The following is a 24,009-nucleotide window of genomic DNA, read 5'->3' as shown; positions in this document are numbered from 1 at the left end:
TATGACCCACCCGCTGTTAGCTATCGACAATCTTTCAATTGCCTTTCGCCAGCAGGGCGAGACGCAGACCGTGGTGCACCATCTGTCGCTCGAGGTCGCGGTCGGCGAAACGCTGGCGCTGGTTGGCGAATCCGGCTCCGGAAAAAGCATCTCCGCCCTGTCGGTGCTGCGGCTGCTCCCCACGCCGCCGGCCAGCTACCCCAGCGGTGATATCCGCTTTCATGGCCAGTCGCTGCTGCATGCTGATGAGTCCACCCTGCGCGGCGTGCGCGGCAACCGGATCGCGATGATCTTTCAGGAGCCGATGGTGTCGCTCAATCCCCTGCATACCCTGGAAAAACAGCTCTACGAAGTGCTGTCTTTGCATCGGGGAATGCGCAAAGAGGCGGCGCGGGGAGAAATCCTCGACTGCCTGGAGCGCGTCGGGATCCGTCAGGCGCCGCGGCGGCTGGCGGACTATCCCCACCAGCTCTCCGGCGGCGAGCGCCAGCGGGTGATGATCGCCATGGCGCTGCTGACGCGCCCGGAGCTGCTGATCGCCGACGAGCCGACCACCGCCCTGGACGTGTCGGTGCAGGCGCAAATCCTGCAACTGCTGCGCGAGCTGAAGCAGGAGCTGAATATGGGGTTGCTGTTTATCACCCATAACCTGAGCATTGTCCGCCAGCTGGCTGACCGGGTAGCGGTGATGCAGAATGGCCGCTGTGTGGAGCAAAATGAGTGTCGGGCGCTGTTCAGCGCGCCGGCCCATCCCTACACTCAGCGCCTGCTGGATAGCGAGCCGGACGGTGAGCCGGTGCCGCTGGTCCCCGATGCCCCGGTGCTGCTGCAGGCGGACGATTTAAACGTGGCGTTCGCCATTCGTAAAGGGATCCTGCGCCGGGTGGTCGATCAGCATCGGGTGGTCAACGGTCTCCATTTTCAACTGCGCGCCGGCGAGACCTTGGGCCTGGTGGGGGAATCGGGATCGGGGAAAAGCACGACCGGCCTGGCGCTGCTGCGTCTGATCCCATCCGCTGGTGAGATAACCTTTGCCGGTCAGCCCATTCAGGGACGTAACCGCCGCCAGCTGCTGCCCCTGCGCCGGCAAATGCAGGTGGTGTTTCAGGATCCGAACTCGTCGCTCAACCCACGACTGACGGCACTACAGATCATTGAGGAAGGATTGCGCGTCCATCAGCCGACGCTGACGGCAGCCGAACGCGAACAGGCGGTGATCCTCGCCATGCAGGAGGTTGGGCTCGACCCGGCCAGCCGCCAGCGCTACCCGGCTGCCTTCTCCGGTGGCCAGCGCCAGCGTATCGCCATCGCCAGAGCGTTGATCGTCAAGCCGCAGCTGATCGTCCTCGACGAGCCGACCTCATCACTGGATAAAACCGTTCAGGCGCAGATCCTGCACCTGCTGAAAGCGTTACAGCAAAAGCATCAGCTGGCCTATATTTTTATCAGTCATGATTTACGCGTAGTGCGGGCGCTGTGTCATCAGGTGATGGTGCTGCGTCAGGGAGAGGTGGTTGAACAGGGCGAGTGCCAGTCCGTCTTCAGCGCACCCCGGCACGAATATACCCGCCAGCTGCTGGCGCTGAGCTGACGGTCAGAAGGGGTTGTTGCCGGAGAAGGGCTCGGCGATGGCCACGCCAAAATTTTTCAGACGACAGGTGGCGGCGAATTCATCCTGCATGTTAACGAACAGGCAGGGTTCGCCTTCGCACTCAAGGACTGAACAGTCGACTTCGATGTCGCTTAACGCCTGGCTGAGCTTATGCATAACCGGCCAGGCTTTCTCACCGTCCGGACTCAGCAACTTCAGGGCAACGAGACTGTTCTCGTTCTGCGCGCCGTTTTGCGGAATCGGTTCAACTCTGGAACCCGCAAAACCGGCCAGCCAGCGATAGCTCTGCGGCAGACGGTGTACGATAGAGAGTTGTTGTGTATTCACGTGGTTTCCCCGGAAGCAAAAGGCTTCACAATAAATTTACATCAATATTAACACACTGTTGACAAATAGTCCTGCCTTGACGCAGAAAACGTTTACAGCCGCAACAGGCCAGGGTTAAGCACTTATTATCCAGCGCTTTATTTTTTAACCCAGCATGCCGATTGGCGCTATATGTACCCGTTTCTGTGATCCAAAACAACTTTTTTATCGCAACAATGCGACTTTTTACACTAATTGATTTTACATAAAAGAAACAAATCGCAGAACCCTGAAGCCGATTCCGGTTGACATGCATCAAGAAAGGGGCGATTTCGCCCCTGAAAATGTGACCTAGCGTGCGATTTTCCGCCGGCGGGAAGCGTAAAGAGAGAAGAAAATAGAGCTGGTAGCGCAGAAAGCGATAGAGATGAGCATCGGCCACGCGGTGGTAAACGTCGCCATCGACAACAGCGCGCCGATAATCGCCCCAATACCAAACCGAAACGTCCCGGCCAGCGACGAGGCGGTGCCGGCCATATGCGGAAACTCATCGAGGATCACCGCCATGGCGTTAGACGACACCATCGATACGCAGCCGACAAAGGCCGCCACGCCGATCACCAGCGACCAGAAGCCGACGTCCAGCAGCGCGCAAACCACCATCCATACCGCCATGGCAAACTGGATCCACAGCCCGGCCCGGAACATGCGCAACGCCCCCACCCGCCGCACAAACCGGCTGTTGAACATGGTCATCAGGAACAGGAAAACAATGTTCAGCGCAAAATAGTAGCCAAAGTGCTGAGGCGCGACGTGGTTAATATTGATATAGACGAAAGGCCCGGCACTGAGGAAAGAGAACATGCCGGCGAAGCTAAAGCCGCTCGCCAGCATATAGCTCAGCACCCGCTTGTGACGGAACAGGGTGGCAAAGTTGCCCAGCGTGGTGCGCAGATGGAACGGCTGACGCCTGTCAGCTGGCAGCGTTTCGCGGATAAACAAGCCGATCATCAGGGATGCCAGCAGGGCCACCAGCGCGAGGATCCAGAAGATGGCATGCCAGCTAAACCAGACCAGCACCGCACCGCCGACCATCGGCGCCATCAACGGCGCAATGGTCGTGACCAGCATGACAAAGGACATCATCCGCGAAAACTCATCTTTCGGATAAATATCGCGCATCAGGGCGTTTATCACCACGCTGGCCGCCGCGGCCGCCAGACCGTGGAAGAAGCGCATCGCTATCAGCATATCGATGGTCTGCGACAGCGCGCAGGCCATCGCCGCCGCGGCGAAGACCAGCGTCCCGCCGAGGATCACCGGCTTACGACCGAGGCTGTCTGCCATTGGGCCATACAGCAACTGACCCAGCGCAAAGCCCAGGATATAGGTGCTGAGGGTCATCTGCGCGCTGCCGTCCGGGACGTTATACTGCGCGGCGATCACCGGCAGCGCCGGCAGATACATATCGATCGACAGCGGCATCAGCATGGCCAGCAGGCCAAGAATAAACACAATTCCCAGAGAAGAATTCTGCTTGATCGTCACGTTTTACTCCGTGGCTGCGGGGCGCCAACGCTGGCGATTTCCGCTTCCGTCAGCGGACGATATTCACCCGGCGCCAGCGAATCATCCAGCTGGATATCGCCGATACGCTCCCGGTGCAGGCCAACCACGTGGTTGCCCACGGCGGCAAACATCCGTTTCACCTGATGATAGCGGCCTTCGCTGATGGTCAGACGCACTTCAGTCGGGGTGATCACTTCCAGTACCGCCGGTTTGGTGAGATCTTTTTCGTTATGCAGCTGGACGCCTTTGGCAAACAGCGCCGCAGTCCCTTCCGCCAGCGGGCTTTCCAGCGCTACCAGATAGGTTTTCTCACAGTGGTGGCGCGGTGAGGTAATGCGGTGCGACCACTGGCCGTCGTCGGTCATCAGCACCAGTCCGGTGGTATCGATATCCAGGCGCCCGGCGGCGTGCAGCTTGTGCGCCACCGGCTCGTCGAGGAAATAAAGGATAGTCGGATGATCCGGATCGTCGGTAGAACAGACGTACCCCTGCGGCTTGTTGAGCATAAAATAACGCGGGCCGTTCTGCTGGGTCAGCGTGTTCCCGTCATACTCCACCTCGTGCTCCGGCTGAAGCTTAAAGGAAGCATCTTTCACAATGTCGCCGTCCACGGTAACGCGGCTGCCGCGGATTTCACGCCCGGCAATAGCCCGGCTGACGCCAAGTTGCTGAGCGATAAACTTATCAAGTCGCATGAGATTTTTTTAGCCTGTAATAGTGCTGGAGCGGGCAATTCGCCCGAAAAAGAAGAATTTCACTGGCTAGTATAACGGGCTCTTAACACCACTCAAGGGAAAAGATTCATGGCATACTATTCGCGAGTTAATTAGCCCCGTGAATTCATGACTTTTACATTACGCCCCTACCAACAAGAAGCCGTCGATGCCACCCTCGCCTGGTTCCGTCGTCATACCGAGCCAGCGGCCATTGTTCTGCCCACCGGTGCCGGCAAAAGCCTGGTGATCGCCGAGCTTGCCCGGCTGGCCCGCGGACGCGTGCTGGTGCTGGCCCACGTCAAAGAGCTGGTGGCGCAGAACCATGCGAAATACTGCGCCCTTGGCCTCGAGGCTGATATCTTTGCCGCCGGTCTGCAACGTAAAGAGAGCCACGGCAAAGTGGTGTTCGGCAGCGTGCAGTCGGTGGCGCGCAATCTTGACCAGTTTCGCAGCGAATTTTCGCTGCTCATCGTCGATGAATGCCACCGTATCAGCGATGACGACGACAGCCAGTATCAGCAGATCATCGGCCACCTGCGGCAGGTCAATCCCCAGCTCCGGCTGCTCGGCCTGACGGCGACCCCATTCCGCCTCGGCAAGGGATGGATCTATCAGTTCCACTACCACGGGATGGTGCGCGGCGATGAAAAGGCCCTGTTCCGCGACTGCATCTATGAGCTACCGCTGCGCTATATGATTAAGCATGGCTACCTGACGCCGCCGGAACGCCTCGATATGCCGGTGGTGCAGTACGATTTCAGCCGCCTGCAGCCACAGAGCAACGGCCTGTTCAGCGAAGCCGACCTTAACCACGAGCTGAAAAAACAGCAGCGCATTACGCCGCATATCGTCAGCCAGATCGTAGAGTTTGCCGAAAACCGCAAAGGGGTGATGATCTTCGCCGCCACCGTAGAACACGCCCGGGAAGTGACCGGCCTGCTGCCAGCAGGCCAGGCGGCGCTGATCACCGGCGAAACGCCGGGGCCGGAGCGGGATCGGATCATCGAGGCGTTTAAAGCGCAGGCGTATCGCTATCTGGTGAACGTCGCGGTGCTGACCACCGGTTTCGATGCTCCGCACGTCGACCTGATTGCCATCCTCCGCCCCACCGAGTCGGTGAGCCTTTACCAACAAATCGTTGGCCGCGGCCTGCGCCTGGCGCCGGGGAAAACCGACTGCCTGATCCTCGACTACGCCGGCAACCCGCATGACCTGTACGCCCCGGAGGTGGGGACGCCGAAGGGCAAAAGCGACAACGTGCCGGTGCAGGTCTTCTGCCCGGCCTGCGGCTTCGCCAATACCTTCTGGGGCAAAACCACCGCCGACGGTACCTTGATTGAGCATTTTGGCCGCCGCTGTCAGGGCTGGTTCGAGGATGATGACGGCCACCGCGAACAGTGCGACTTCCGCTTTCGCTTCAAGAACTGCCCGCAGTGCAACGCGGAAAACGACATCGCCGCCCGCCGCTGCCGGGAGTGCGACACGATTTTGGTCGACCCGGACGATATGCTGAAGGCGGCGCTAAAGCTGAAGGATGCGCTGGTGCTGCGCTGCAGCGGCATGGTGCTACAGCACGGCGGTGACGAAAAAGGCCCGTGGCTGAAAATCACCTACTACGATGAAGACGGGGCGGACGTCAGTGAGCGCTTCCGTCTGCAGACGCCCGCCCAGCGCACCGCCTTTGAGCAGCTGTTTATCCGCCCGCATACCCGCACCCCGGGGGTGCCGCTGCGCTGGATAACGCCAGCGGATATCGTGGCCCAGCAGGCGCTGCTGCGCCATCCGGACTTTGTCGTCGCCCGGATGAAGGGGCAGTACTGGCAGGTGCGGGAAAAAGTATTCGATTATCAGGGGCGTTTTCGTCGCGCCAACGAGCTGCGTTAATCAGCCAAAAGCTGAGGTTTTGATTGCCCGGGTGTCGTTTGGCGGCTATAATGCCGCCCGCTTTTGCATTCGCAGAGCAGATAATCCGCCTGTTGCTGGGTCGCCTGTAGCAGGCTTTATATATAGAGAGACATCAATGTTTACTATCAACGCAGAAGTACGTAAAGAGCAGGGTAAGGGTGCGAGCCGCCGCCTGCGCGCAGCTAACAAGTTCCCGGCAATCATCTACGGTGGCGAAGCTGCTCCGGTTGCTATCGAACTGGACCACGACAAAGTATGGAACATGCAGGACAAAGCTGAGTTCTACGGCGAAGTTCTGACCCTGGTTGTTGATGGCAAAGAAGAAAAAGTCAAAGTTCAGGCTGTTCAGCGTCACGCGTTCAAGCCGAAACTGACTCACATCGACTTCGTTCGCGCGTAATCGCCGCTAACAAGTTGTATGGCAAGCGCCCCGGGGTCTTTGGCTCCGGGGCGTTTTGTTATCTGCGCCGCCCACGACCTTAACCGGCGAGGAGCGTATCGGCATTTAGTGCCAGATGCTGCAACAGCATTATCGTTTTAGCATCCATGATCTCGCCATCGCGAATGGCCTGCAGCGCCCGCGCCAGCGGCCACTCCAGCACTTCAATGTCCTCACCTTCCGCCGCCAGCCCGCCGCCGTCGCCCTGCCGGTCATCAGCCTGATATTCGGCGATAAAAAAGTAGAGTTTTTCGGTGACGGAGCCGGGACTCATAAAGACGGTGAAGACGGGCTCGACGCGCGTCACGCGAAAACCGGTCTCCTCTTCCGCTTCGGCAACGATCCGCGCTTCCGGCGAGGCGTTATCCAGCAGCCCGGCGGCCGCCTCAATGAGATATCCGTCGTGACCATGAGTAAACACCGGAAAACGGAACTGGCGGGTGAGGACCACCGTCCGCTTTTCCCGGTTGTAAAGTAAAATGACCGCGCCGTTGCCCCGGTCATAGGCCTCCCGGCTCTGTTCCTGCCAGCGACCGTCCCGTCGCAGCAGTTCGAAGGTGTATTTTTTCAGGGTGTACCAGTTGTCAGAGAGCAGCGTCTCGCGAACGTGGCGGACGTGCGGTGCGTGTGTTTGCATGTTATTTCCCCTTTAAGGTGACAGCAGGCACCATAACATGCATAATCGTGCAGAAACAAGATCACCCGAGAAGGAAAACCGATGCTCGCCAGTCAGAGAAAACAGCAGATCCTCCAGATCCTCGCCGAGGAAAAACAGGTGATGTCCGGAGAGTTAAGCCAGCGGTTTAACGTTTCCGAGGACTCCATTCGCCGCGATCTGCGCGAGCTGGCGGCGGAGGGAAAACTGCAGCGGGTCCACGGCGGGGCATTGCCGGTATCCGCCGCCATTGCGCCAATTGAAACGCGCAAAAACGTGCAGATTGCCTCAAAGCAGGCGGTGGCCCGCGCCGCCGCCGCCCTGATCCAGCCAGGACAGGTGGTGATTGTCGATGGCGGTACCACCACCGCAGCGCTGATCGGCTTTTTACCTGCCGATCTCAGCTGCACGGTGGTCACCCACAGCCCCGGCATTGCCGTGGCGCTGGTGGACCACCCGCGAATCGAGGTGATCCTGCTCGGGGGCAAAGTGTTTAAACATTCGGTTGTCGCCGTCGGCGCCGAGACGCTGGCGAGCATGGCGCGGATCAATGCCGATCTGTTCTTTATGGGGGTGACCGGCGTCCACCCGCGGGCGGGGTTCACCACCGGTGATTATGAAGAGGCGGGTATCAAACGTGCGCTGGCGGCCAGAGCCGCAGAAACCGTGGTGATGGCCTCCCGGGAGAAGCTCAACGCCGCGTCGGCCTTTGCCATCGGCGAGCTGAGCCTCGCCAGTACGCTTATCGTCGATGGGGAACCTGACGCCGCGCTGCGCCAGCAGCTGGTGCAGAGCGGCGTGGAGATTATCCCGGTTTAGCGGTAGCGTCGACGAAGTGCGGCGCTTAGTTGCCGCCGGACGTCCGGCGCTGCAGCTGGTCGCGCAGATTCGGCGGGGTACCCTTGATGGTCAGGGTATCGGTGGCGGGATCCCAGAATACGCGTTCACCTAACAGCATCGCGTCGAAGTTAATGGTCAATCCGCCGCCGCTGCCGGCAAACTTAGTCAGCTGACGTAAGGTGCTGCGATCCGCCGGGAAGCTCTCTTCCAGCTCATAGCCCTGCTCGGCGGTGAATTCCTGAAAACTTTTTTCGCTGACGCCGGCAAGCTCTTTGGACAGCGACTCCAGTTCAATCTCTTCCCCGGCCTGCAGCTGTTCGTTGCAGTATGCGTAGACCTGCTGACGTACATTTTGCCGCTCGGATTTATCAAGCTGCGCATCGGCGGCAAAATCGTCCACCGCCTGCAGCAGGCCACGGTTCTGCGCTTTGGCGTTGAGGCCTTCGCTGGCACCGAGGAAATCCATAAAGAAATCGGCCACTTTGCGCCCTACTCGCCCCTTGAGGAAGGTCAGGTAGCGGGTCGATTCCGGGTTGGTTTCCCACTCGGTGAGATCGATGCGCGCGACGATATCGGCATGGTTAATATCCAGATAATGGGTCGAGCGGATATCCAGCTCTTCATTGACGCGCATACTGCTCAGGTTATTGAGCACCGCCACCAGCAGATATTCGACCGCCAGGTAACGATACTGGCAGAAGAGCACAATGCCCCCTTCAGCGAACGGGTATTTCGCCAGCTCATCGCGCAGGCGACCCGTGGCCGCGCGGCTGAACGCCAGAAACGCTTCTTCGCCCTGACGCTGCAGGCGCAGCGCCTGCGCCAGTTCGCTCTCTTCATTGAACAGGCCATAGGCTTTGCTTTTGGCGCTATAGACCCGGTGCAGTTCAGCCATCATCTCGACAACCGTGGCGTTCGGCTCCAGCAGTGACTCGCGCAGCACCAGCTCCAGATTTTGTTCATCACGTTTGATTAACTGATGCAGGGCAATCTGGTCGATATCCAGACTCATGTTAAACTCTCCTTTTAGACCGGGCGGTATTCAACCACCGCCGGGTTGCTGACGCAACTGGCGCGACCCATTTCGCCGTCATCAACGACGATCGGTACGCTTTTGCGCCGCGGCGAAAAAATGCGGAAAAAAAGCTGCTGCTACGGTAATATGTTGCCCTTTCACGAACAAACAGATTTTGAGTTTATGCCGCAAATTTCCCGCTATAGCGATCAACAGGTCGAACAGTTGCTCAGCGAGCTGACGAACGTCCTGGAATCACACAAAGCCCCGGTTGACCTTTCACTGATGGTGTTAGGCAATATGGTGACCAACCTGATCAACAGTAGCGTCGCGCCGGCGCAGCGTCAGGCCATCGCCCGTTCTTTCGCGCAGGCTTTGCAATCTTCGATTAACGACGATCCAGCGCATTAAGGATAACAGCAACAGTATATGGTGACTCTACGTCAGCCCTACCGAGAAAAAGTCTCCCAGATGGTTAGCTGGGGGCACTGGTTCGCCCTGTTCAACATGTTGTTGGCCATGGTGCTCGGCAGCCGCTATCTTTTTGTCGCCGACTGGCCGACGACGCTTGCCGGACGACTTTTTTCGTACGTCAGTCTCGTCGGGCATTTCAGCTTTCTGGTGTTTACCAGCTATGTGCTAATCCTCTTTCCGTTGACCTTTATCGTGGTCTCGCAGCGCCTGATGCGCTTCCTGTCGGTGATCCTTGCCACCGCCGGGATGACGCTGCTGCTGATAGACAGCGAGGTTTTTACCCGCTTCCATCTTCATTTAAACCCGGTCGTCTGGGAGCTGGTCATCAACCCTGACCAGAATGAGATGGCGCGCGACTGGCAGCTGATGTTTATCAGCGTCCCGGTCATCTTTTTGATTGAGATGCTCTTCGCCACCTGGAGCTGGCAAAAACTGCGCAGCCTGACGCGCCGCCGCCACTATGCCCGTCCGGTCGCCTGGTTCTTCTTTCTATCCTTTATTAGCAGCCATCTGGTCTATATCTGGGCGGATGCGAATTTCTATCGCCCGATCACCATGCAGCGGGCCAACCTGCCGCTCTCTTATCCAATGACCGCCCGCCGTTTCCTTGAGAAACATGGCCTGCTCGACGCCCAGGATTATCAGCGTCGTCTGGTGGAGCAAGGGGCGCCGGAGGCGGTATCGGTTCAGTATCCGCTCAGCAACCTGCGCTACCGCGATCTTGGCGCGGGCTACAACGTGCTGCTGATCACCGTCGACAACCTGAACTATTCACGGTTTGAAAAGACCATGCCGGCGGTGGCGGCGTTTGCCAAAGAAAACGTTAATTTTACCCAGCACATGAGCTCGGGTAATACCGCCGACAGCGGCCTGTTTGGCCTGTTCTACGGTATTTCGCCAAGCTATATGGACGGCGTGCTGTCGGCGCGTATTCCCGCCGCGCTGATCACAGCGTTGAATCAGCAGGGCTACCAGTTGGGCCTGTTCTCCTCCGATGGTTTTAGCAGCCCGCTGTATCGCCAGGCGCTGCTCTCCGACTTCTCGCTGCCGAGCGCGAAGACCCAGAGCGACGAGCAGACGGCCAATCAATGGATCGGCTGGCTGGACCGTTACGCGCAGGATGAGAATCGCTGGTTCTCGTGGATCTCGCTCAACGGCACCACCCTCGATGACAGCCAGCAGCAGGGCTTTGTCCGCCGTTACAGCAAGGCGGCAGGTGACGTCGACGCCCAGATCGATCGTGTGCTGACCGCGCTGCGTGAAGCCGGCAAGCTCGATAATACGGTGGTGATCATCACCGGCGGCCACGGCAAGGCGCTGAATGCGAAAAGCGATCGCTTTGACTGGTCGCGCGAGCAGCTGCAGGTGCCGCTGGTGATTCACTGGCCGGGCACGCCGGCGCAGGAAATTGCCACCCTGACCGATAACAAAGATGTGATGACCACGCTGATGCAGCGTCTGCTTCACGTTTCGACGCCGGCCAATGAGTACTCGCAGGGTGAAGATCTGTTCAGCGCCGCGCGACGTCGGAACTGGGTCACCGCGGCCAACGGCGATACGCTGGCCATCACCACCCCGACCATTACCGTGGTCCTCAACCATAACGGCACCTACACCACCTGGAGCCGCGACGGTGAGAAAATCAAAGATCAGAAACCGCAGCTCAGCCTGTTGCTGCAGGTCCTGACCGATGAAAAACGCTTTATCGCTAACTGATTGATTAATTATGAATCAATCGCGCGCCCCCCGCTTGCATTCGCCTGGGGAACGGGTAATATTGTTCCCCACGCGTCGGCACGTAGCGCAGCCTGGTAGCGCACCGTCATGGGGTGTCGGGGGTCGGAGGTTCAAATCCTCTCGTGCCGACCAAAAACTCCACAGAAACCAGCCTTAATGGCTGGTTTTTTTATGCCTGTTTTTGACGTTTGCCGTCCCCCCGCCCGCTGAGGTTCCCCCTTTCTGCGTCACATCGTTAATCGTTAAGAGTGCGACTATCCTGATGGTAAATTACGTCGTAGCATCTATTATTCGAATGTATGACTCATAAGCAGGAGCGGATAACATGAGAGTTAATGGACTTACAAAAGGATTTTTCATCCTTATCGTCTTTATTGTGACCCTGGCCTTTTTCGATGTTCTCTCACCCTATTATTCCGCCATCCTCTGGGCTGCAATCCTCGCGGTGATTTTTAATCCGGTCAAAAACAAGATCCGTACCCGCCTCGGCGAACGCAATGGCCTCGCGGCCCTGATGACCGTCGTCATTATCTGTCTTATCGTGTTTACACCACTGGCGATTATTCTGTCGTCACTGGCCTACGAGCTGAATCTGGTATACAGCAAACTGCAGCATAACGACACCCAGTTCCCGACGGTGGTCGCCAGCCTGTTCGCCCACCTCCCAGGCTGGGCCAGAAGCTTCCTGGCCGAGCATAACCTCGATAGCGCACAGCAGATCCAGCAGCACCTCTCCGATGCCGCTTTGAAAGGGGGTCAATACCTGGCGGGCAGCGCCTTTATGATTGGTAAAGGGACCTTTGGCTTCACCGTCAGCTTCGGCATTATGCTGTACCTGCTGTTTTTCCTGCTGAAGGATGGACCTTACCTGGTGCTGTTGATCCTTGAGTCTCTGCCGCTATCGAGCTATGTGAAGCAGCACCTGTTCGCAAAATTCGCCGCGGTGGCTCGCGCGACGGTGAAAGGCACCGTCGCCGTGGCGCTGGCGCAGGGGGCACTGGGCGGCTTTGCCTTTTGGGTTGCCGGTCTGGACGGCAGCATTCTCTGGGGGGCGCTGATGGCCTTCCTGTCGCTTATCCCGGCGGTAGGCTCGGCCATTATCTGGGTACCGGCGGCGATTTATCTCTTCGCCACCGGGCAGCTGTGGCAGGGGGCCTTTATCGTTGGCTTCTTTGTGATTGTGATTGGCCTGGTGGACAACATTCTGCGTCCGCTGCTGGTGGGCAAGGATACCAAGATGCCGGACTACCTGATCCTGATCGCCACTCTCGGCGGCATGGAAATCTACGGTATCAACGGTTTTGTGATCGGCCCGCTGATCGCCGCCTTGTTTATCGCCTGCTGGAACCTGCTGTCGGGACGGGAACACGCCGGCAACACGGATGAAATTGACGAAGAGTTTATTGAGGAAGCAAAAAATAGCCGTAATGAATAGCTTCCCTGGTCCGCCAGCGCTACCGCGGCGCCAGGTTTGGCCAGTACATAACACTATTCATTTTGAAAAAATTAGTAAATAAAACTTAACATTCAGCAAAGCAATGATAGGCTGTATCAGTCAGGAACGAAAATAAAGGATGATCAACCGTGAAAAAAATCACTACGCTAGCCGTTTCTCTGCTGACCGCCGCCTGCATGTCTGCCGGCGCTCTGGCCGCAGACCAGCCGCTGGAAAAAGTCGCGCCGTTCCCGAAAGCGGAAAAAGGCATGAAGCGTCAGGTTATTCAGTTGCCGCAGCAGCAGGATGAGTCGGCGCTCAAGGTTGAGCTGATGATCGGCCAGACGCTGGAAGTCGACTGCAACCATCATCGTCTCGGCGGGGAACTGGAAAGTAAAACCCTGGAAGGCTGGGGCTATGACTACTATGTCTTTGAGAAGCTGAGCGGCCCGGTCTCCACCATGATGGCCTGCCCGGACGGCAAAAAAGAGAAGAAATTTGTCACTGCCGGCCTCGGGGATGACGCCATGCTGCGTTACAACAGCAAACTGCCGATCGTGGTATACACGCCGACCAATGTCGATGTGAAATATCGCATCTGGCGCGCCGACGAGATTATCGGTAACGCCGTCGTCCGCTAAGGCAAACCATCAACCGACAATAAAAAACGGCAGCCCGCAGGCTGCCGTTTTTGTCAGAGCGCGATATCCGCCATCGGCTTGCCGCCGCTCAGCGGCTTAAGCTCCGCCTGCGGGGCCTCATCCATCGCCCCGGCTGGCTCATATTTCAGCTCCAGCACTTCACTGGTCCACGCCAGCGCTTTCTCGATCTCCACCGGGTTGCCATCAAGGCGGATACCGTAAGTCGGAATAATCGCCTTCAGCTTGGCCTGCCATTCCGGCGAGTTGACTTTGTCTTTGAACACTTTCTCCATCAGCTGCAGCATGATAGGCGCCGCGGTGGAGGCGCCAGGCGACGCGCCCAACAGCGCGGCGACAGTGCCTTCGTCATCGCTGACCACTTCCGTGCCCAGACGTAGTACCCCACCTTTCTTCGCATCGCGCTTGATGATCTGCACGCGCTGACCGGCCTGCCACAACCGCCAGTCTTCTTTCCGTGCTTCCGGATAGTATTCACATAGCGCGGCCAGACGATCTTTATCTTTCTGCATCACCTGACTAATCAGGTATTTCACCAGATCGAAGTTATCCAGGCCGACGTTGAGCATCGGCAGAATATTCGAGGTATTCGTCGAGGCCAGCAGGTCCCACAATGAACCGTTCTTCAGGAAGCGGGTCGAGAAGGTGGCGAATGGCCCGAACAGCACCACGCGTTTACCGTCGATAATACGGGTATCGATGTGCGGCACCGACATCGGTGGCGCCCCCACTTCGGCCTGGCCGTAAACCTTCGCCAGATGGTGGTTCACCACCTCCGGATTTTCACAAACCAGGAACTGGCCGCCGACCGGGAAGCCCGCATACTCTTTGGCCTGTGGAATGCCGGTCTCTTGCAGCAGCGTCAGCGCCGCGCCGCCGGCGCCGATAAAGATAAATTTCGCTTTAATGACTCGCTTTTGACGACGGTTGTCAGCATCCGCCAGAGTGACCGTCCAGCTCTTGTCGGCGTTACGCTTGAAGCGACGCACCACGGTGCCCAGCTGCAGGGAGAAATTATCATGCGTTTGCAGGCCGGCGATCAGCTGGCGGGTGATTTCGCCATAGTTGACGTCAGTCCCGACTTCAGTGCGAGTGGCAGCCACCTTTTGCAGCGGGTCGCGGCCTTCCATCACCAGCGGCGCCCAGGCTTTGATCTGCTGATGGTCTTCAGAATAGCGAATACCGCGGAACAACTCGCTCTGCTGTAGCGCCGCATAGCGCGCACGCAGGAAATTGACGTTATCTTCGCCCCACACAAAGCTCATGTGTGGCACGCTGTTAATAAAAGATTTTGGTTTGTTCAGGATGCCGCGTGTCACCTGATGCGCCCAGAACTGACGCGAGATGTGGAAGGCTTCGTTGATGTCGACCGCTTTGTCGATATTGATGCCGTTGGCGGTCTGCGGCGTATAGTTCAGCTCCATCAGCGCCGCGTGGCCGGTACCCGCATTGTTCCACCCGTTTGAGCTCTCTTCTGCCACGCTGGACATCTGCTCAACCATGGTAATAGACCAGTCTGGCTCAAGCTCCTGCAGCCAGGTTCCCAGTGTGGCGCTCATAATGCCGCCGCCAATCAACAATACATCCGTCTCTTGCTCATGGCGGGTGTCGGTCCGAGTGCTGTTGGGACCAACCGCCTGTGAGCGTGGTACGGCCATCTTTTTATTCATCGGATTTGAGCCTTACTTTACTCGCTGTTTTTATTTAGCGCAGGTGATACGATTCTCACCTCTCACGTTACCACCGAAGCTCAAAAATTTAAATATTGTTTAAATTTTAAGTTCTGTTTTGAGATCCGTTATAAAAATGTTTAATAAATGTATACACCAAATCACTTTTTGTACTGGTACCCTGGCGGATTCCGCGCTATCATCCCTGGTTTTGTGACAGACCGCACGGAAGCCGAACCTGCCACCGCGCCTCCTTTTTTATAAGCTGCGAACTTTTTTTATGCCCCCTATTTCTGAACCCGCCGCGTCCGGCAACCTGCGTCCGATCCTGCGTTCTCCGTCGCTACTGACGCGCGAAGTCCTGGCCGGGGTGCTCACTGCGCTCGCTTTAATCCCTGAAGTGATTTCGTTTTCGGTCATTGCTGGCGTAGACCCGCAGGTGAGCCTGATTGCTTCCGTTGTACTCTGCCTGGCGATGTCAGTCCTCGGCGGACGCCCGGCAATGGTCACCGCCGCCGCGGGCTCGGTAGCGCTGGTGATCGGTCCGATGGTGCATCAACACGGCGTGGGGTACATTTTACCGGCTGTCATTCTGGCGGGTATTATTCAAATTTTGTTTGGCCTGTGCGGCATGGCGCGCCTGATGCGCTTTATTCCCCCGGCGGTGATGACCGGGTTCGTCAATGCCCTCGGGATCCTGATTTTCTTCGCCCAGGTGCCGCATTTCTGGACTCGACAACCGTTAATCGTCGGTCTGTTTGTCCTGACCCTGCTTATCGTCCTGTGGGCGCCGCGCTTTATTAAGGCTATCCCGGCGCCGCTGATTGCCATCGTCGCCCTCACCCTCTATACCGCGACCACCGGCCAGCTGCTGCCGACCGTGGGTGATGAAGGTTCGATGAGCGGCGGCTTGCCGGGGTTTACCGCCCTGACCGTTCCCCTGAACCTGACCACGCTGCAGATTATCTGGCCGTGCGCCCTCAGCATCGCCTTTGTCGGTCTGATGGAGTCCCTGCTGACGGCTAAGCTGGTGGATGATCTCACCCACACCCCGTCGAACAAATCGCGGGAAAGCGCCGGGCTGGGTATCGCCAATATCCTTGCCGGTTGCTATGGCGGTATTGCTGGCTGCGCGATGATCGGCCAGACCATTGTTAACGTGGAAATGGGCCAGGCCCGCAGCCGCCTCTCAACGGTTATCGCCGGTCTGGTGCTGCTCCTGCTGGTGACGGCGCTCAGCCCGGTGATGGCAAAGATCCCGATGGCGGTGCTGGCAGGCGTAATGGTGATTGTGGCGGTGAAAACCTTTAGCTGGCACAGTATTCGCCCGAGCGAACTGGCGCGTAATCCGTGGCCGGAAACGCTGGTGATGCTGGTGACCGTCGCCGCGACGGTGGGAACCAGCAATCTGGCGATCGGCGTGCTGGCGGGGATTGTCGCCATGGCGCTCATCCCCCGCCGCCTGCGGGCGACAGCGCCGGCTACATCAGAAACAGCGTCGCCAGACCAAGGAAAATAAAGAAGCCGCCGGTGTCGGTAATGGCGGTGATCATTACGCTGGAGCCGACCGCCGGGTCGCGACCCAGCTTCACCATGACCATCGGAATGATCACGCCCATCATCGCCGCCATTAACAGGTTGAGCATCATGGCCAGCGTCATCACCCCGCCGAGCTGCGGATCGTCATACAGCCACCAGGTGATGGCGCCCATAATCCCGCCCCACACCAGGCCGTTAATCAGGGCGACCCCCATTTCACGCAGGATCAGGAAGGTAAAGCTGCCGGGCTGGATCTGCTGCAGCGCCATCGCCCGGACGATCATGGTGATCGTCTGATTGCCGGTATTGCCGCCGATGCCGGCAACGATCGGCATCAGCGAGGCCAGGGCCACTAACTGCGAGATGGTGTGTTCAAAGCCGTCGATGACCCTGGAAGCGATAAACGCCGTACACAGGTTGACCGCCAGCCACGCCCAGCGGGTTTTCACCGCTTTGCTGACCGGGGCGAAGACATCTTCTTCATCGCTCAGGCCGCCCATCCGGCGCAGATCGTTATCGGTCTCTTCATAGACCACATCGACGATCTCATCGATGGTCAGACGCCCAATCAGCTTGCCGTCAGCATCAATAACGGCGGCACTGAGTAAGTCATCACGTTCAAAGGTACGGGCCACCTTCTCCGCCTCTTCGTGCGGCTGAAAGGTGACCGGATCGCCCTCCATCACCTCCCCCACCCGCTTTTGCGCATCATTGAGCAGGATGGTCTGCAGTTCCAGCTCGCCGAGCAGCAGCTTATTGCGGGTAGTGACGAACAGCTTATCGGTGTTCTCCGGCATTTTCCCCAGCCGCCGCAGATAGCGCTGCACCGCCGCCAGGGTAGCCTCCGGCCGCACCGTAATCACCTCAAACTCCATGATCGACCCGACGCTGTTGTCGGCGTAGCGCATGATCTGGCGAATACGGGCGCGCTTCTCGGCTGGCAGGGTCGCCAGCAGCCGCCCGGTCAGGTTGCGCGGCAGATGCTGCAGCAGATAAACCTGTTCATCGATATCCAGCGGCTGCATGGCCTGCAGCAGCTCGTGGTCGCTCATTTTATCGATGAGATCGCCCCAGACATTTTCTGAGGCTTCCAGCAGCACCTCGCCGCGTTTATCGTCGGATACCAGGCACCACAGCGCGGTGCGGGCGTCATAGGGGAGCGCTTCCAGCGCATCGGCGAGATCCGGCGGCGGCAAATGCGAGACCAGCATCTCGACTTCCGCCAGGTCATCGGCCAGCGTCCCTTCATCGTAACGTTCGGCCAGCGTCAGTTTGCCCAGCAGCGCGGAGGTCACCGCTTTATCGGTGCTCAAGAGCCAAATCAGACGGGCGCGCTCTTCGTCACGCAAGCGGGCGCTTTTTTTATGCAAAACGGACATCGATCGGGCAATCCTTTTGAGAATAGTGAGCCGGCCTGCGGGCCGGAAGCCTTAAGCATAGCGCGAGGAGGGGGAAATAATAACCGTCAGCGATGTAGACGCTGAAAATTTCAGCGGCGCCCGGGCTTTTCCCCGGGCGCGCGGCGAGTGTCAGGCCGTGCGGGCCACCGCATCGCGGGAAGCCTGTTCCCGCTCTTCACCGGTAAGTTCGGCGAGCTGGCCGGCACGCATTTCCAGCAGACGATCGGCGTGCTGGAAATAGTGATCGTCATGGCTGATGGCGAAGACGGTTTTCCCCATCTGCTTCATCAGCGGCAGCAGGACCTGATAGAACTCGCGGCGGAAATGCGGATCCTGATCCGCCGCCCATTCATCCAGCAGAATGATATCCCGGGACTCGGCCAGCGCCAGCAGGAGCGCCACACGCTTCTTCTGCCCTTTCGACAACCGCAGGTCGGCGATTTTTCCGTTCTCCAGCTGCAGCTTGTGAGTCATTTGCAAACGATCCAGCCATGTTGCCACCAGCGCCGAATCGGCCTCCTCGCCCTGCGGCCCGAGCAGGCGGTCGAACAGCCAGACGTCGGTAAACACCGCGGAGAACAGTTTGCGGTACTCCTCCGGTTTCTCCGCTGCCAGCGGCTGGCCATCCACCAGGATCTGTCCGGAAACCGGCTGATACAGGCCGGTCAGGAGCATCGCCAGCGTTGACTTACCGCTACCGTTGCCGCCAATCAGAAACACCAGTTCGCCGTGCTTTAGCGTCAGATTAAGCGGCCCTACGGCAAAGCGCTGGTCCGGATAATGGAAGGTGACATCGCGCAGCTCCAGCGTCTGCCAGTCAGGATGCGCCTGCGGCCGGGGAAAGTCGGCCTGGTAGGGGGCAAGCGAGAACTGGCGCAGCTTGTTAAATGCCACCTGAGCGCTGAGCAAGGTGGGCAGCGCACCGACAGCGGACAGCAGTGGCGTACGCAGAAACAACAGCGTCAGGGAATAGGTTGCCGCCACCGCGGTATCAGCCCAGCCGAGGCTGTTGGCCATCCAAAACACCAGCCCGATGGCGCCAAGCATCATAATATTCGACCAGTTAACCGCGCTGAGATGGAAGGTATCGGCGCGAACAATATGGTGCCGATACTCCCGGGCGTCCGGGAGGTAGAGCTGATTAAAGACATATTCCGCACGCTCGCGGTTGAGGGTCAGCTCTTTACGCCCCTCCAGCACCGTCTGATAGTCGTGATACAGTTTATCTTCCGTTTCGCGCAGGCTGGCCATATGTTTGTACACCCGCGACACCAGCACAAAACCGCCCCAGATGGTGAGCGCCATCCACAGGGCAGTCACCAGCATCATTTTACCTGACAGCCAGGCGAGGTAGGCCGCGGAGCCGAAGGTGAGAATGATCCCCTGCACCAGCTCCGGCAGGCGCACAAAGGCGATGGTGATATTGCGGATATCGCTGGTCAGCCCGGCAAGCAGCGACGCACTGCCGATCTTCTCTACTTGTTCAATCTGGGTATCGAGAATGCGTTTAACAAACTCACCGCGCAGACGATAGACAAAATGGTGGCCGAGGGTGGTCAGCGCCAGCTGCGAGCCCAGGGTCACCGCCATCAGCAGCCCCAGCAGACCAAGAAACTCCGGCAGGACCCGCAGCGACATATCGACAGTCGTGATCAGCCGCAGGTTAATGAAAGCGATTAAGCCGATACCCAACGCAGCGCTGAGCAGGCTGAGAGCAATAACGCCCAGAAACGGCCAGCGATACTGGCGCCAGACGAGAGAGAGAAGTTCCATAACAGGCTATCCGCAAAAGCAAAACAGCGAGCAGTTTAAACGGCTCGACGGTGACATCAAGAATAATTCTTATTTTAATCGCGGGAACGCCCCGCCAGACGAAAGGTAAGGTTGTAACGACAGTCGCCCGTTTCCGGATGATGCCCCGCTTTCAGCGGCTGAATACCATGATAAAACAGACGCGATGCCCCGCCCCAAACCACCACATCGCCATGCTCCAGCAGCAGCCGCTGCAGCGGGTCGCTTCGCTGCAGACCACCAAACTGAAAGACAGCGGGCAGACCTAACGAGACCGAGACGATCGGCGCCCGCAGATCCTGTTCGTCCTTATCCTGATGCAACGACAGTTTGGCGCCCGGCTGATAGTGGTTAATCAGACAGGCATCGGGGGAAAAGCCCGGATAGCCGCCGGCCGCGGCGGCCTCAAGCGCCAGTTCACGGAATACGGCAGGCATCGACGGCCAGGGATTGTCGGTTAGCGGATCGACGGGCGCGTACAGATAGCCGTGACGATCGGTGGTCCAGCCCAGAGGGCCGCAGTTGGTCATAGCGACCGACATGGTGTACCCGCCAGGCGTCACCATCTGGCGAAACGGCGACTGACGGGCGACGTCGGCAATCGCCTGCAGCAGCGCCGGGGCGCGCTCGCGGGCAAAGCACCGGAGCACCACCGCGCCGGGGGCCAGCGGCTCCTGCCACGGTGGGGTATCGCTAAACAGATCGAGCATTACTCCTCCTCATGTTGGGCCTCGCGCGCCAGTAGCTGCGCTTTTCGCTCTATTCCCCAACGATAACCTGACAGGGCGCCATCTTCACGCACCACCCGGTGACAGGGAACGATCACCGCCAGCGTATTCGCCGCGCAGGCGCCGGCCACCGCTCTTACCGCCCGCGGCTGCCCCATCTGTTCCGCTACCTGGCGGTAGCTGCGGGTCTCGCCCACCGGGATCTGTCGCAGCGCCTGCCAGACCTGCAGCTGAAATGCGGTGCCCTGCAGATCCAGCGGCAGCGATACCGGCCGTCGGCTGTCGTCAAGGTGGGCGAAAATCTCGGCCATCTGGCGGCGAAACTCAGGGTCACCTTCACGCAGCTCGGCATTAGGGAAGCGCCGGCGCAGGTCGTCGAGCAATACCGCATCGTTATCACCCGGCAGCACCGCACAGACGCCGCGTTCGCTGTGCGCCACCAGGCAGCGACCCAGCGTGCAGTCGCCCGTCGTCCAGGTCACCACGGTAGTGGCGCCGCCGCGGCGGAACTGGCTGGCGGTCATCCCTAATGCGGCATCGGCCTGGCGATAATAGCTACTGCTGTCGGGAAAACCAGCGGCCAGCGCGGCGCGGGTCACCGTACTTCCCTGCTCCAGCGCTTCCCGCAGACGCCGCGCCCGCCACGCCTGCTGCCAGCCTTTGGGGGTCATACCGGTGACGGATTTAAACAAACGGTGGAAATGAAACGGACTCACCGCCAGCTGGTGGGCCAGCGCCTCAAGGGTCAGGGGGGCGTCCTGCTCCAGTAACCGGCAGGCCTGCGCCACTTTGTCGACCCTTTGCTGCTGCGGATCGTCTTTATCCGGCTGGCAGCGTTTGCAGGGGCGGAACCCCGCCGCCACGGCGGAGGCAACGTCGGCAAAAAAGCGCACGTTTTCCCGCCGCGCGCGCCGCGAGCGACAGGAAGGGCGGCAGCAGATGCCGGTAGTCAGTACCGCAAAGACAAACTGACCGTCGGCCCGGGTATCACGTTCGCAGACCGCCTGCCAGCGGCGGTCATCGGTATCGATAACTATCGGTTTCATGACGGGTCTCCAGCTGTAAGTGTATCCTCAGTCTGCGGCGAAGCCCGCGGCAAAAAAACCGCAATCTTGCTTTTTAATTTTTCTCGCCGACGAGGAAAGTGCGGAACTGCGGCGACATCCAGGTTTTAAACCCCTTACCCTCTTTAACGATCATATAGACCGCCAGCCCCTGCTCGCGCACCACCTGCTGCGCTTTTTCCGGCCCCAGCACCATCAGTCCGGTATCCCAACCATCCGCCTCCAGCGCCGTTGGCGCAATGACGGTGACAGAGACCAGTTTATGGGTTATCGGCTGCCCGGTCTGCGGATCGATAACGTGGGAGATGCGTTTGCCATCGAGTTCATAATAGTTGCGATAGCTGCCGGAGGTGCTGATGCCGTGGCCATTGATGTCGACAATCGCCTGGACGGCATTTTCCCGGTCGGTCGGCTTCTGGATTGCCACCCGCCAGGGCTTGCCTTCGCCGTTCATCCCGCGGCTGACCAGCGCCCCGCCCACCGACACCAGATAGCGGGAGATCCCCTCCTGCTCCATCAATCGCGCAAGGTGATCGGCGGCATAGCCTTCCCCCACGGTGGAGAGATCGACAAACAGATCGGGAATATCTTTTTGCAGGAACTGCCTGCCGCTCTGATTGATAACCTGCAGATGCTGCAGGCCGGTGCGTGCTTTCGCTGCGGCAATCGCCTGCGCGTCGGGGGTGGTGACCGGCTGCTTATCCGGGCCAAAGCCCCACAGATTGACCAGCGGCCCCACGGTGATATCCATCGCGCCGTGCGTTTTGGCGCCAATCCGCAGCGACAGGGTGACGATATCCGCCATCGCTTCGCTCACCGGCCAGGGACGGGTATCCGCCGCGTGGTTGAAACGCATCAGCGCCGAGTCGTTTTTCCAGGTCGACAGCAGGCGATCGTCGGCATCCAGCTGGGCCTGAACCCTGGTGCGCAATGCCTGGGCTTTTGCTTCATCAACGCCAATCACGCTGACCCGCCAGAAGGTGCCCATCGTTTTGCCATCCAGCACAGTGGCCGTCGAGGTCGGGGTTGCAGGGGGGGTAGCTGAATCGCAGCCAGAAAGCAAAACGCAGGCGCCCAGCAGCGCGGCGCGAAAGAAAGTCATATCCATTAATCGAGGCTCCTCTTACCAGGGCGACAAGAGTATACCAGCGAGGTTAAACCAGACATAAAAAAAGGCGCCAGAGGCGCCTTTTTGTTATGCAGCTTGCAACTTAGAACTGGTAAACCAGGCCCAGTGCAACCACGTCGTCGGTAGAGATACCAGCGCGACGAGTGAAGTCGTTTTCATCCAGCAGGTTGATTTTGTAGTCAACATAGGTGGACATGTTTTTGTTGAAGTAGTAGGTCGCGCCAACGTCAACATATTTCAGGAGGTCCTGGTCGCCGTAGCCTTCGATGTCCTTACCTTTAGACTGCAGGTACGCCACGGACGGACGCAGACCGAAGTCGAACTGGTACTGAGCAACCACTTCGAAGTTCTGTGCTTTGTTAGCAAAACCGCTAATAGAGTCAGACTCTCCGTTGCCGCTGAAACGAGTTGCGTTGTAGGTCTGGGTGTACTGAGTCGCCAGGTAAACGTTGTTGGCGTCGTATTTCAGACCACCGGTGTAGGTTTCAGCGTTGTCACCACGGCCTTTATCCAAACGGTTCTGATCGCCGTTACGTTTGGAATGAGAGTACGCGAAACCAGCGCTGATGCCATCATAAATGTCATAAGTCAGAGAGGTACCGAAGCCGTCGCCGTTCTGTTTCAGAGCGCCACGACCGTTGTTGGTAGGAGAAGTACCTTCACCGCTGACGCTGCCGTTTTTACCCTGATACTGCAGAGCAAAGTTCAGGCCGTCAACCAGACCGAAGAAGTCAGAGTTACGGTAGGTTGCCACGCCGTTAGCACGGGACTGCAGGAAGTTGTCAGAACCGTAGGTGTCGCCGCCGAATTCCGGCAGAACGTCGGTCCAGGACGTTACGTCGTAGACTACGCCGTAGTTACGACCGTAGTCGAAAGAGCCCGCGTCGCCAAATTTCAGACCGGCGAATGCCAGACGAGTCCATGCCTGATCGCTGGAGCTTTCAGTGTTGTTCGCCTGAACGTTGTATTCCCACTGGCCGTAACCGGTCAGCTGGTCGTTGATCTGGGTTTCGCCTTTCACGCCTACACGCATGTAGGTCTGGTCGCCGTCGACGCTCTTGTCGTCAGAGAAGTAGTGCAGACCGTCGATTTTACCGTACAGGTCTAATTTGTTGCCGTCTTTGTTATAAATTTCAGCCGCATTTGCTGCGCCTGCTACCAGCAGAGCCGGTACCAGGAGGGACAGTACTTTAACTTTCATGTTATTAACCCTCTGTTTGTTATATGCCTTTTATTATGCCACTGCTTACTGATTACCCTTCTAATCAGTCGGCTATTTCATTGTGCTGCAAAATGCAGAATAATCCAACAAGAATATGATACTAA

The 24,009-nt window shown here is 58.5% G+C and carries 21 protein-coding genes and 1 tRNA gene; 10 read left to right on the top strand and 12 right to left on the bottom strand.

The window, feature by feature from the left end:
• Position 1 precedes the first annotated feature (1 nt).
• Complete coding sequence (gene yejF, locus B8P98_RS08720) at positions 2 to 1,591, top strand: microcin C ABC transporter ATP-binding protein YejF (protein ID WP_087806199.1); 1,590 nt, start codon at positions 2 to 4, stop codon at positions 1,589 to 1,591.
• 3 nt (positions 1,592 to 1,594) lie between these two features.
• Here the strand turns inward: yejF and B8P98_RS08715 are convergent, their stop codons facing one another.
• From B8P98_RS08715 to rsuA, 3 genes are all read right to left on the bottom strand, one after another.
• Positions 1,595 to 1,939 carry a YejG family protein gene (locus B8P98_RS08715; protein WP_025711629.1) on the bottom strand — a complete coding sequence of 115 codons (345 nt, stop codon included), beginning with the start codon at positions 1,937 to 1,939 and terminating at the stop codon, positions 1,595 to 1,597.
• A gap of 330 nt (positions 1,940 to 2,269) precedes the next feature.
• On the bottom strand, positions 2,270 to 3,466 hold the full coding sequence (locus B8P98_RS08705; protein WP_095032880.1) for a Bcr/CflA family multidrug efflux MFS transporter: 1,197 nt from the start codon (positions 3,464 to 3,466) through the stop codon (positions 2,270 to 2,272).
• On the bottom strand, positions 3,463 to 4,182 hold the full coding sequence (rsuA, locus tag B8P98_RS08700) for a 16S rRNA pseudouridine(516) synthase RsuA (protein WP_025711627.1): 720 nt from the start codon (positions 4,180 to 4,182) through the stop codon (positions 3,463 to 3,465). The genes B8P98_RS08705 and rsuA overlap by 4 nt, the downstream gene beginning before the upstream one ends.
• Before the next feature lie 147 nt (positions 4,183 to 4,329).
• Between rsuA and B8P98_RS08695 the strand changes: the two genes are divergently transcribed.
• Positions 4,330 to 6,087 carry a DEAD/DEAH box helicase gene (locus B8P98_RS08695; protein ID WP_080896929.1) on the top strand — a complete coding sequence of 586 codons (1,758 nt, stop codon included), beginning with the start codon at positions 4,330 to 4,332 and terminating at the stop codon, positions 6,085 to 6,087.
• Positions 6,088 to 6,223: 136 nt separating this feature from the next.
• Positions 6,224 to 6,508, top strand: a complete 285-nt coding sequence (gene rplY / locus B8P98_RS08690) for a 50S ribosomal protein L25 (protein WP_020078271.1) — start codon at positions 6,224 to 6,226, stop codon at positions 6,506 to 6,508.
• A gap of 79 nt (positions 6,509 to 6,587) precedes the next feature.
• Here rplY and B8P98_RS08685 read toward each other — a convergent pair whose 3' ends face one another.
• On the bottom strand, positions 6,588 to 7,184 hold the full coding sequence (locus B8P98_RS08685; RefSeq protein WP_025711625.1) for an NUDIX domain-containing protein: 597 nt from the start codon (positions 7,182 to 7,184) through the stop codon (positions 6,588 to 6,590).
• Positions 7,185 to 7,265: 81 nt separating this feature from the next.
• On the opposite strand from B8P98_RS08685, the gene B8P98_RS08680 reads away from it, so the two are divergent.
• Positions 7,266 to 8,021, top strand: a complete 756-nt coding sequence (locus tag B8P98_RS08680) for a DeoR/GlpR family DNA-binding transcription regulator (RefSeq protein WP_042929142.1) — start codon at positions 7,266 to 7,268, stop codon at positions 8,019 to 8,021.
• Positions 8,022 to 8,046: 25 nt separating this feature from the next.
• Here B8P98_RS08680 and yejK read toward each other — a convergent pair whose 3' ends face one another.
• Complete coding sequence (yejK, locus tag B8P98_RS08675; RefSeq protein WP_025711624.1) at positions 8,047 to 9,054, bottom strand: nucleoid-associated protein YejK; 1,008 nt, start codon at positions 9,052 to 9,054, stop codon at positions 8,047 to 8,049.
• 186 nt (positions 9,055 to 9,240) lie between these two features.
• Between yejK and B8P98_RS08670 the strand changes: the two genes are divergently transcribed.
• The 5 genes from B8P98_RS08670 (at position 9,241) to eco (ending at position 13,344) form a co-directional block, all read left to right on the top strand.
• Positions 9,241 to 9,468, top strand: a complete 228-nt coding sequence (locus B8P98_RS08670; protein ID WP_004195346.1) for a YejL family protein — start codon at positions 9,241 to 9,243, stop codon at positions 9,466 to 9,468.
• An 18-nt stretch (positions 9,469 to 9,486) separates the two neighbouring features.
• Entirely contained in the window at positions 9,487 to 11,247 is a 1,761-nt protein-coding gene (yejM, locus tag B8P98_RS08665) for an LPS biosynthesis-modulating metalloenzyme YejM (RefSeq protein WP_080896928.1), read from the top strand.
• A 76-nt stretch (positions 11,248 to 11,323) separates the two neighbouring features.
• Positions 11,324 to 11,400: transfer RNA gene (locus B8P98_RS08660), tRNA-Pro, on the top strand.
• 193 nt (positions 11,401 to 11,593) lie between these two features.
• Entirely contained in the window at positions 11,594 to 12,703 is a 1,110-nt protein-coding gene (locus B8P98_RS08655) for an AI-2E family transporter (protein WP_080896927.1), read from the top strand.
• Between the two features lie 149 nt (positions 12,704 to 12,852).
• Positions 12,853 to 13,344, top strand: coding sequence for a serine protease inhibitor ecotin (eco, locus tag B8P98_RS08650; protein WP_080896926.1), 492 nt, complete (start codon positions 12,853 to 12,855; stop codon positions 13,342 to 13,344).
• Between the two features lie 53 nt (positions 13,345 to 13,397).
• Here eco and mqo read toward each other — a convergent pair whose 3' ends face one another.
• Positions 13,398 to 15,032 (bottom strand): malate dehydrogenase (quinone), encoded by a 1,635-nt coding sequence (gene mqo / locus B8P98_RS08645; RefSeq protein WP_025711619.1) that lies wholly within the window; start codon positions 15,030 to 15,032, stop codon positions 13,398 to 13,400.
• A 280-nt stretch (positions 15,033 to 15,312) separates the two neighbouring features.
• On the opposite strand from mqo, the gene B8P98_RS08640 reads away from it, so the two are divergent.
• Positions 15,313 to 16,551 carry a SulP family inorganic anion transporter gene (locus tag B8P98_RS08640; protein WP_025711618.1) on the top strand — a complete coding sequence of 413 codons (1,239 nt, stop codon included), beginning with the start codon at positions 15,313 to 15,315 and terminating at the stop codon, positions 16,549 to 16,551.
• Here the strand turns inward: B8P98_RS08640 and mgtE are convergent.
• The 6 genes from mgtE to ompK36 all read right to left on the bottom strand — a co-directional run bounded on the left by mgtE (position 16,514) and on the right by ompK36 (position 23,884).
• Positions 16,514 to 17,950 carry a magnesium transporter gene (gene mgtE, locus B8P98_RS08635; protein ID WP_025711616.1) on the bottom strand — a complete coding sequence of 479 codons (1,437 nt, stop codon included), beginning with the start codon at positions 17,948 to 17,950 and terminating at the stop codon, positions 16,514 to 16,516. The two genes, B8P98_RS08640 and mgtE, sit on opposite strands and share 38 nt — an antisense overlap.
• A 150-nt stretch (positions 17,951 to 18,100) precedes the next feature.
• Positions 18,101 to 19,744 (bottom strand): multidrug ABC transporter permease/ATP-binding protein, encoded by a 1,644-nt coding sequence (locus B8P98_RS08630; RefSeq protein WP_095032879.1) that lies wholly within the window; start codon positions 19,742 to 19,744, stop codon positions 18,101 to 18,103.
• Between the two features lie 74 nt (positions 19,745 to 19,818).
• Positions 19,819 to 20,472, bottom strand: coding sequence for a DNA oxidative demethylase AlkB (alkB, locus tag B8P98_RS08625; RefSeq protein WP_025711614.1), 654 nt, complete (start codon positions 20,470 to 20,472; stop codon positions 19,819 to 19,821).
• On the bottom strand, positions 20,472 to 21,536 hold the full coding sequence (gene ada / locus B8P98_RS08620) for a bifunctional DNA-binding transcriptional regulator/O6-methylguanine-DNA methyltransferase Ada (protein WP_025711613.1): 1,065 nt from the start codon (positions 21,534 to 21,536) through the stop codon (positions 20,472 to 20,474). The genes alkB and ada overlap by 1 nt, the downstream gene beginning before the upstream one ends.
• 73 nt (positions 21,537 to 21,609) lie before the next feature.
• The gene (gene apbE, locus B8P98_RS08615) at positions 21,610 to 22,662 is read right to left on the bottom strand and encodes an FAD:protein FMN transferase ApbE (RefSeq protein ID WP_080896924.1); all 1,053 of its coding nucleotides are present in this window, start codon (positions 22,660 to 22,662) and stop codon (positions 21,610 to 21,612) included.
• Between the two features lie 103 nt (positions 22,663 to 22,765).
• Entirely contained in the window at positions 22,766 to 23,884 is a 1,119-nt protein-coding gene (gene ompK36, locus B8P98_RS08610; RefSeq protein WP_025711611.1) for a porin OmpK36, read from the bottom strand.
• Positions 23,885 to 24,009 lie beyond the last annotated feature (125 nt).

Origin of the sequence: Klebsiella quasivariicola, from assembly GCF_002269255.1 — a bacterium.
Lineage (GTDB): Bacteria > Pseudomonadota > Gammaproteobacteria > Enterobacterales > Enterobacteriaceae > Klebsiella > Klebsiella quasivariicola.
This window is presented reverse-complemented; position numbering and strand designations above follow the sequence as displayed.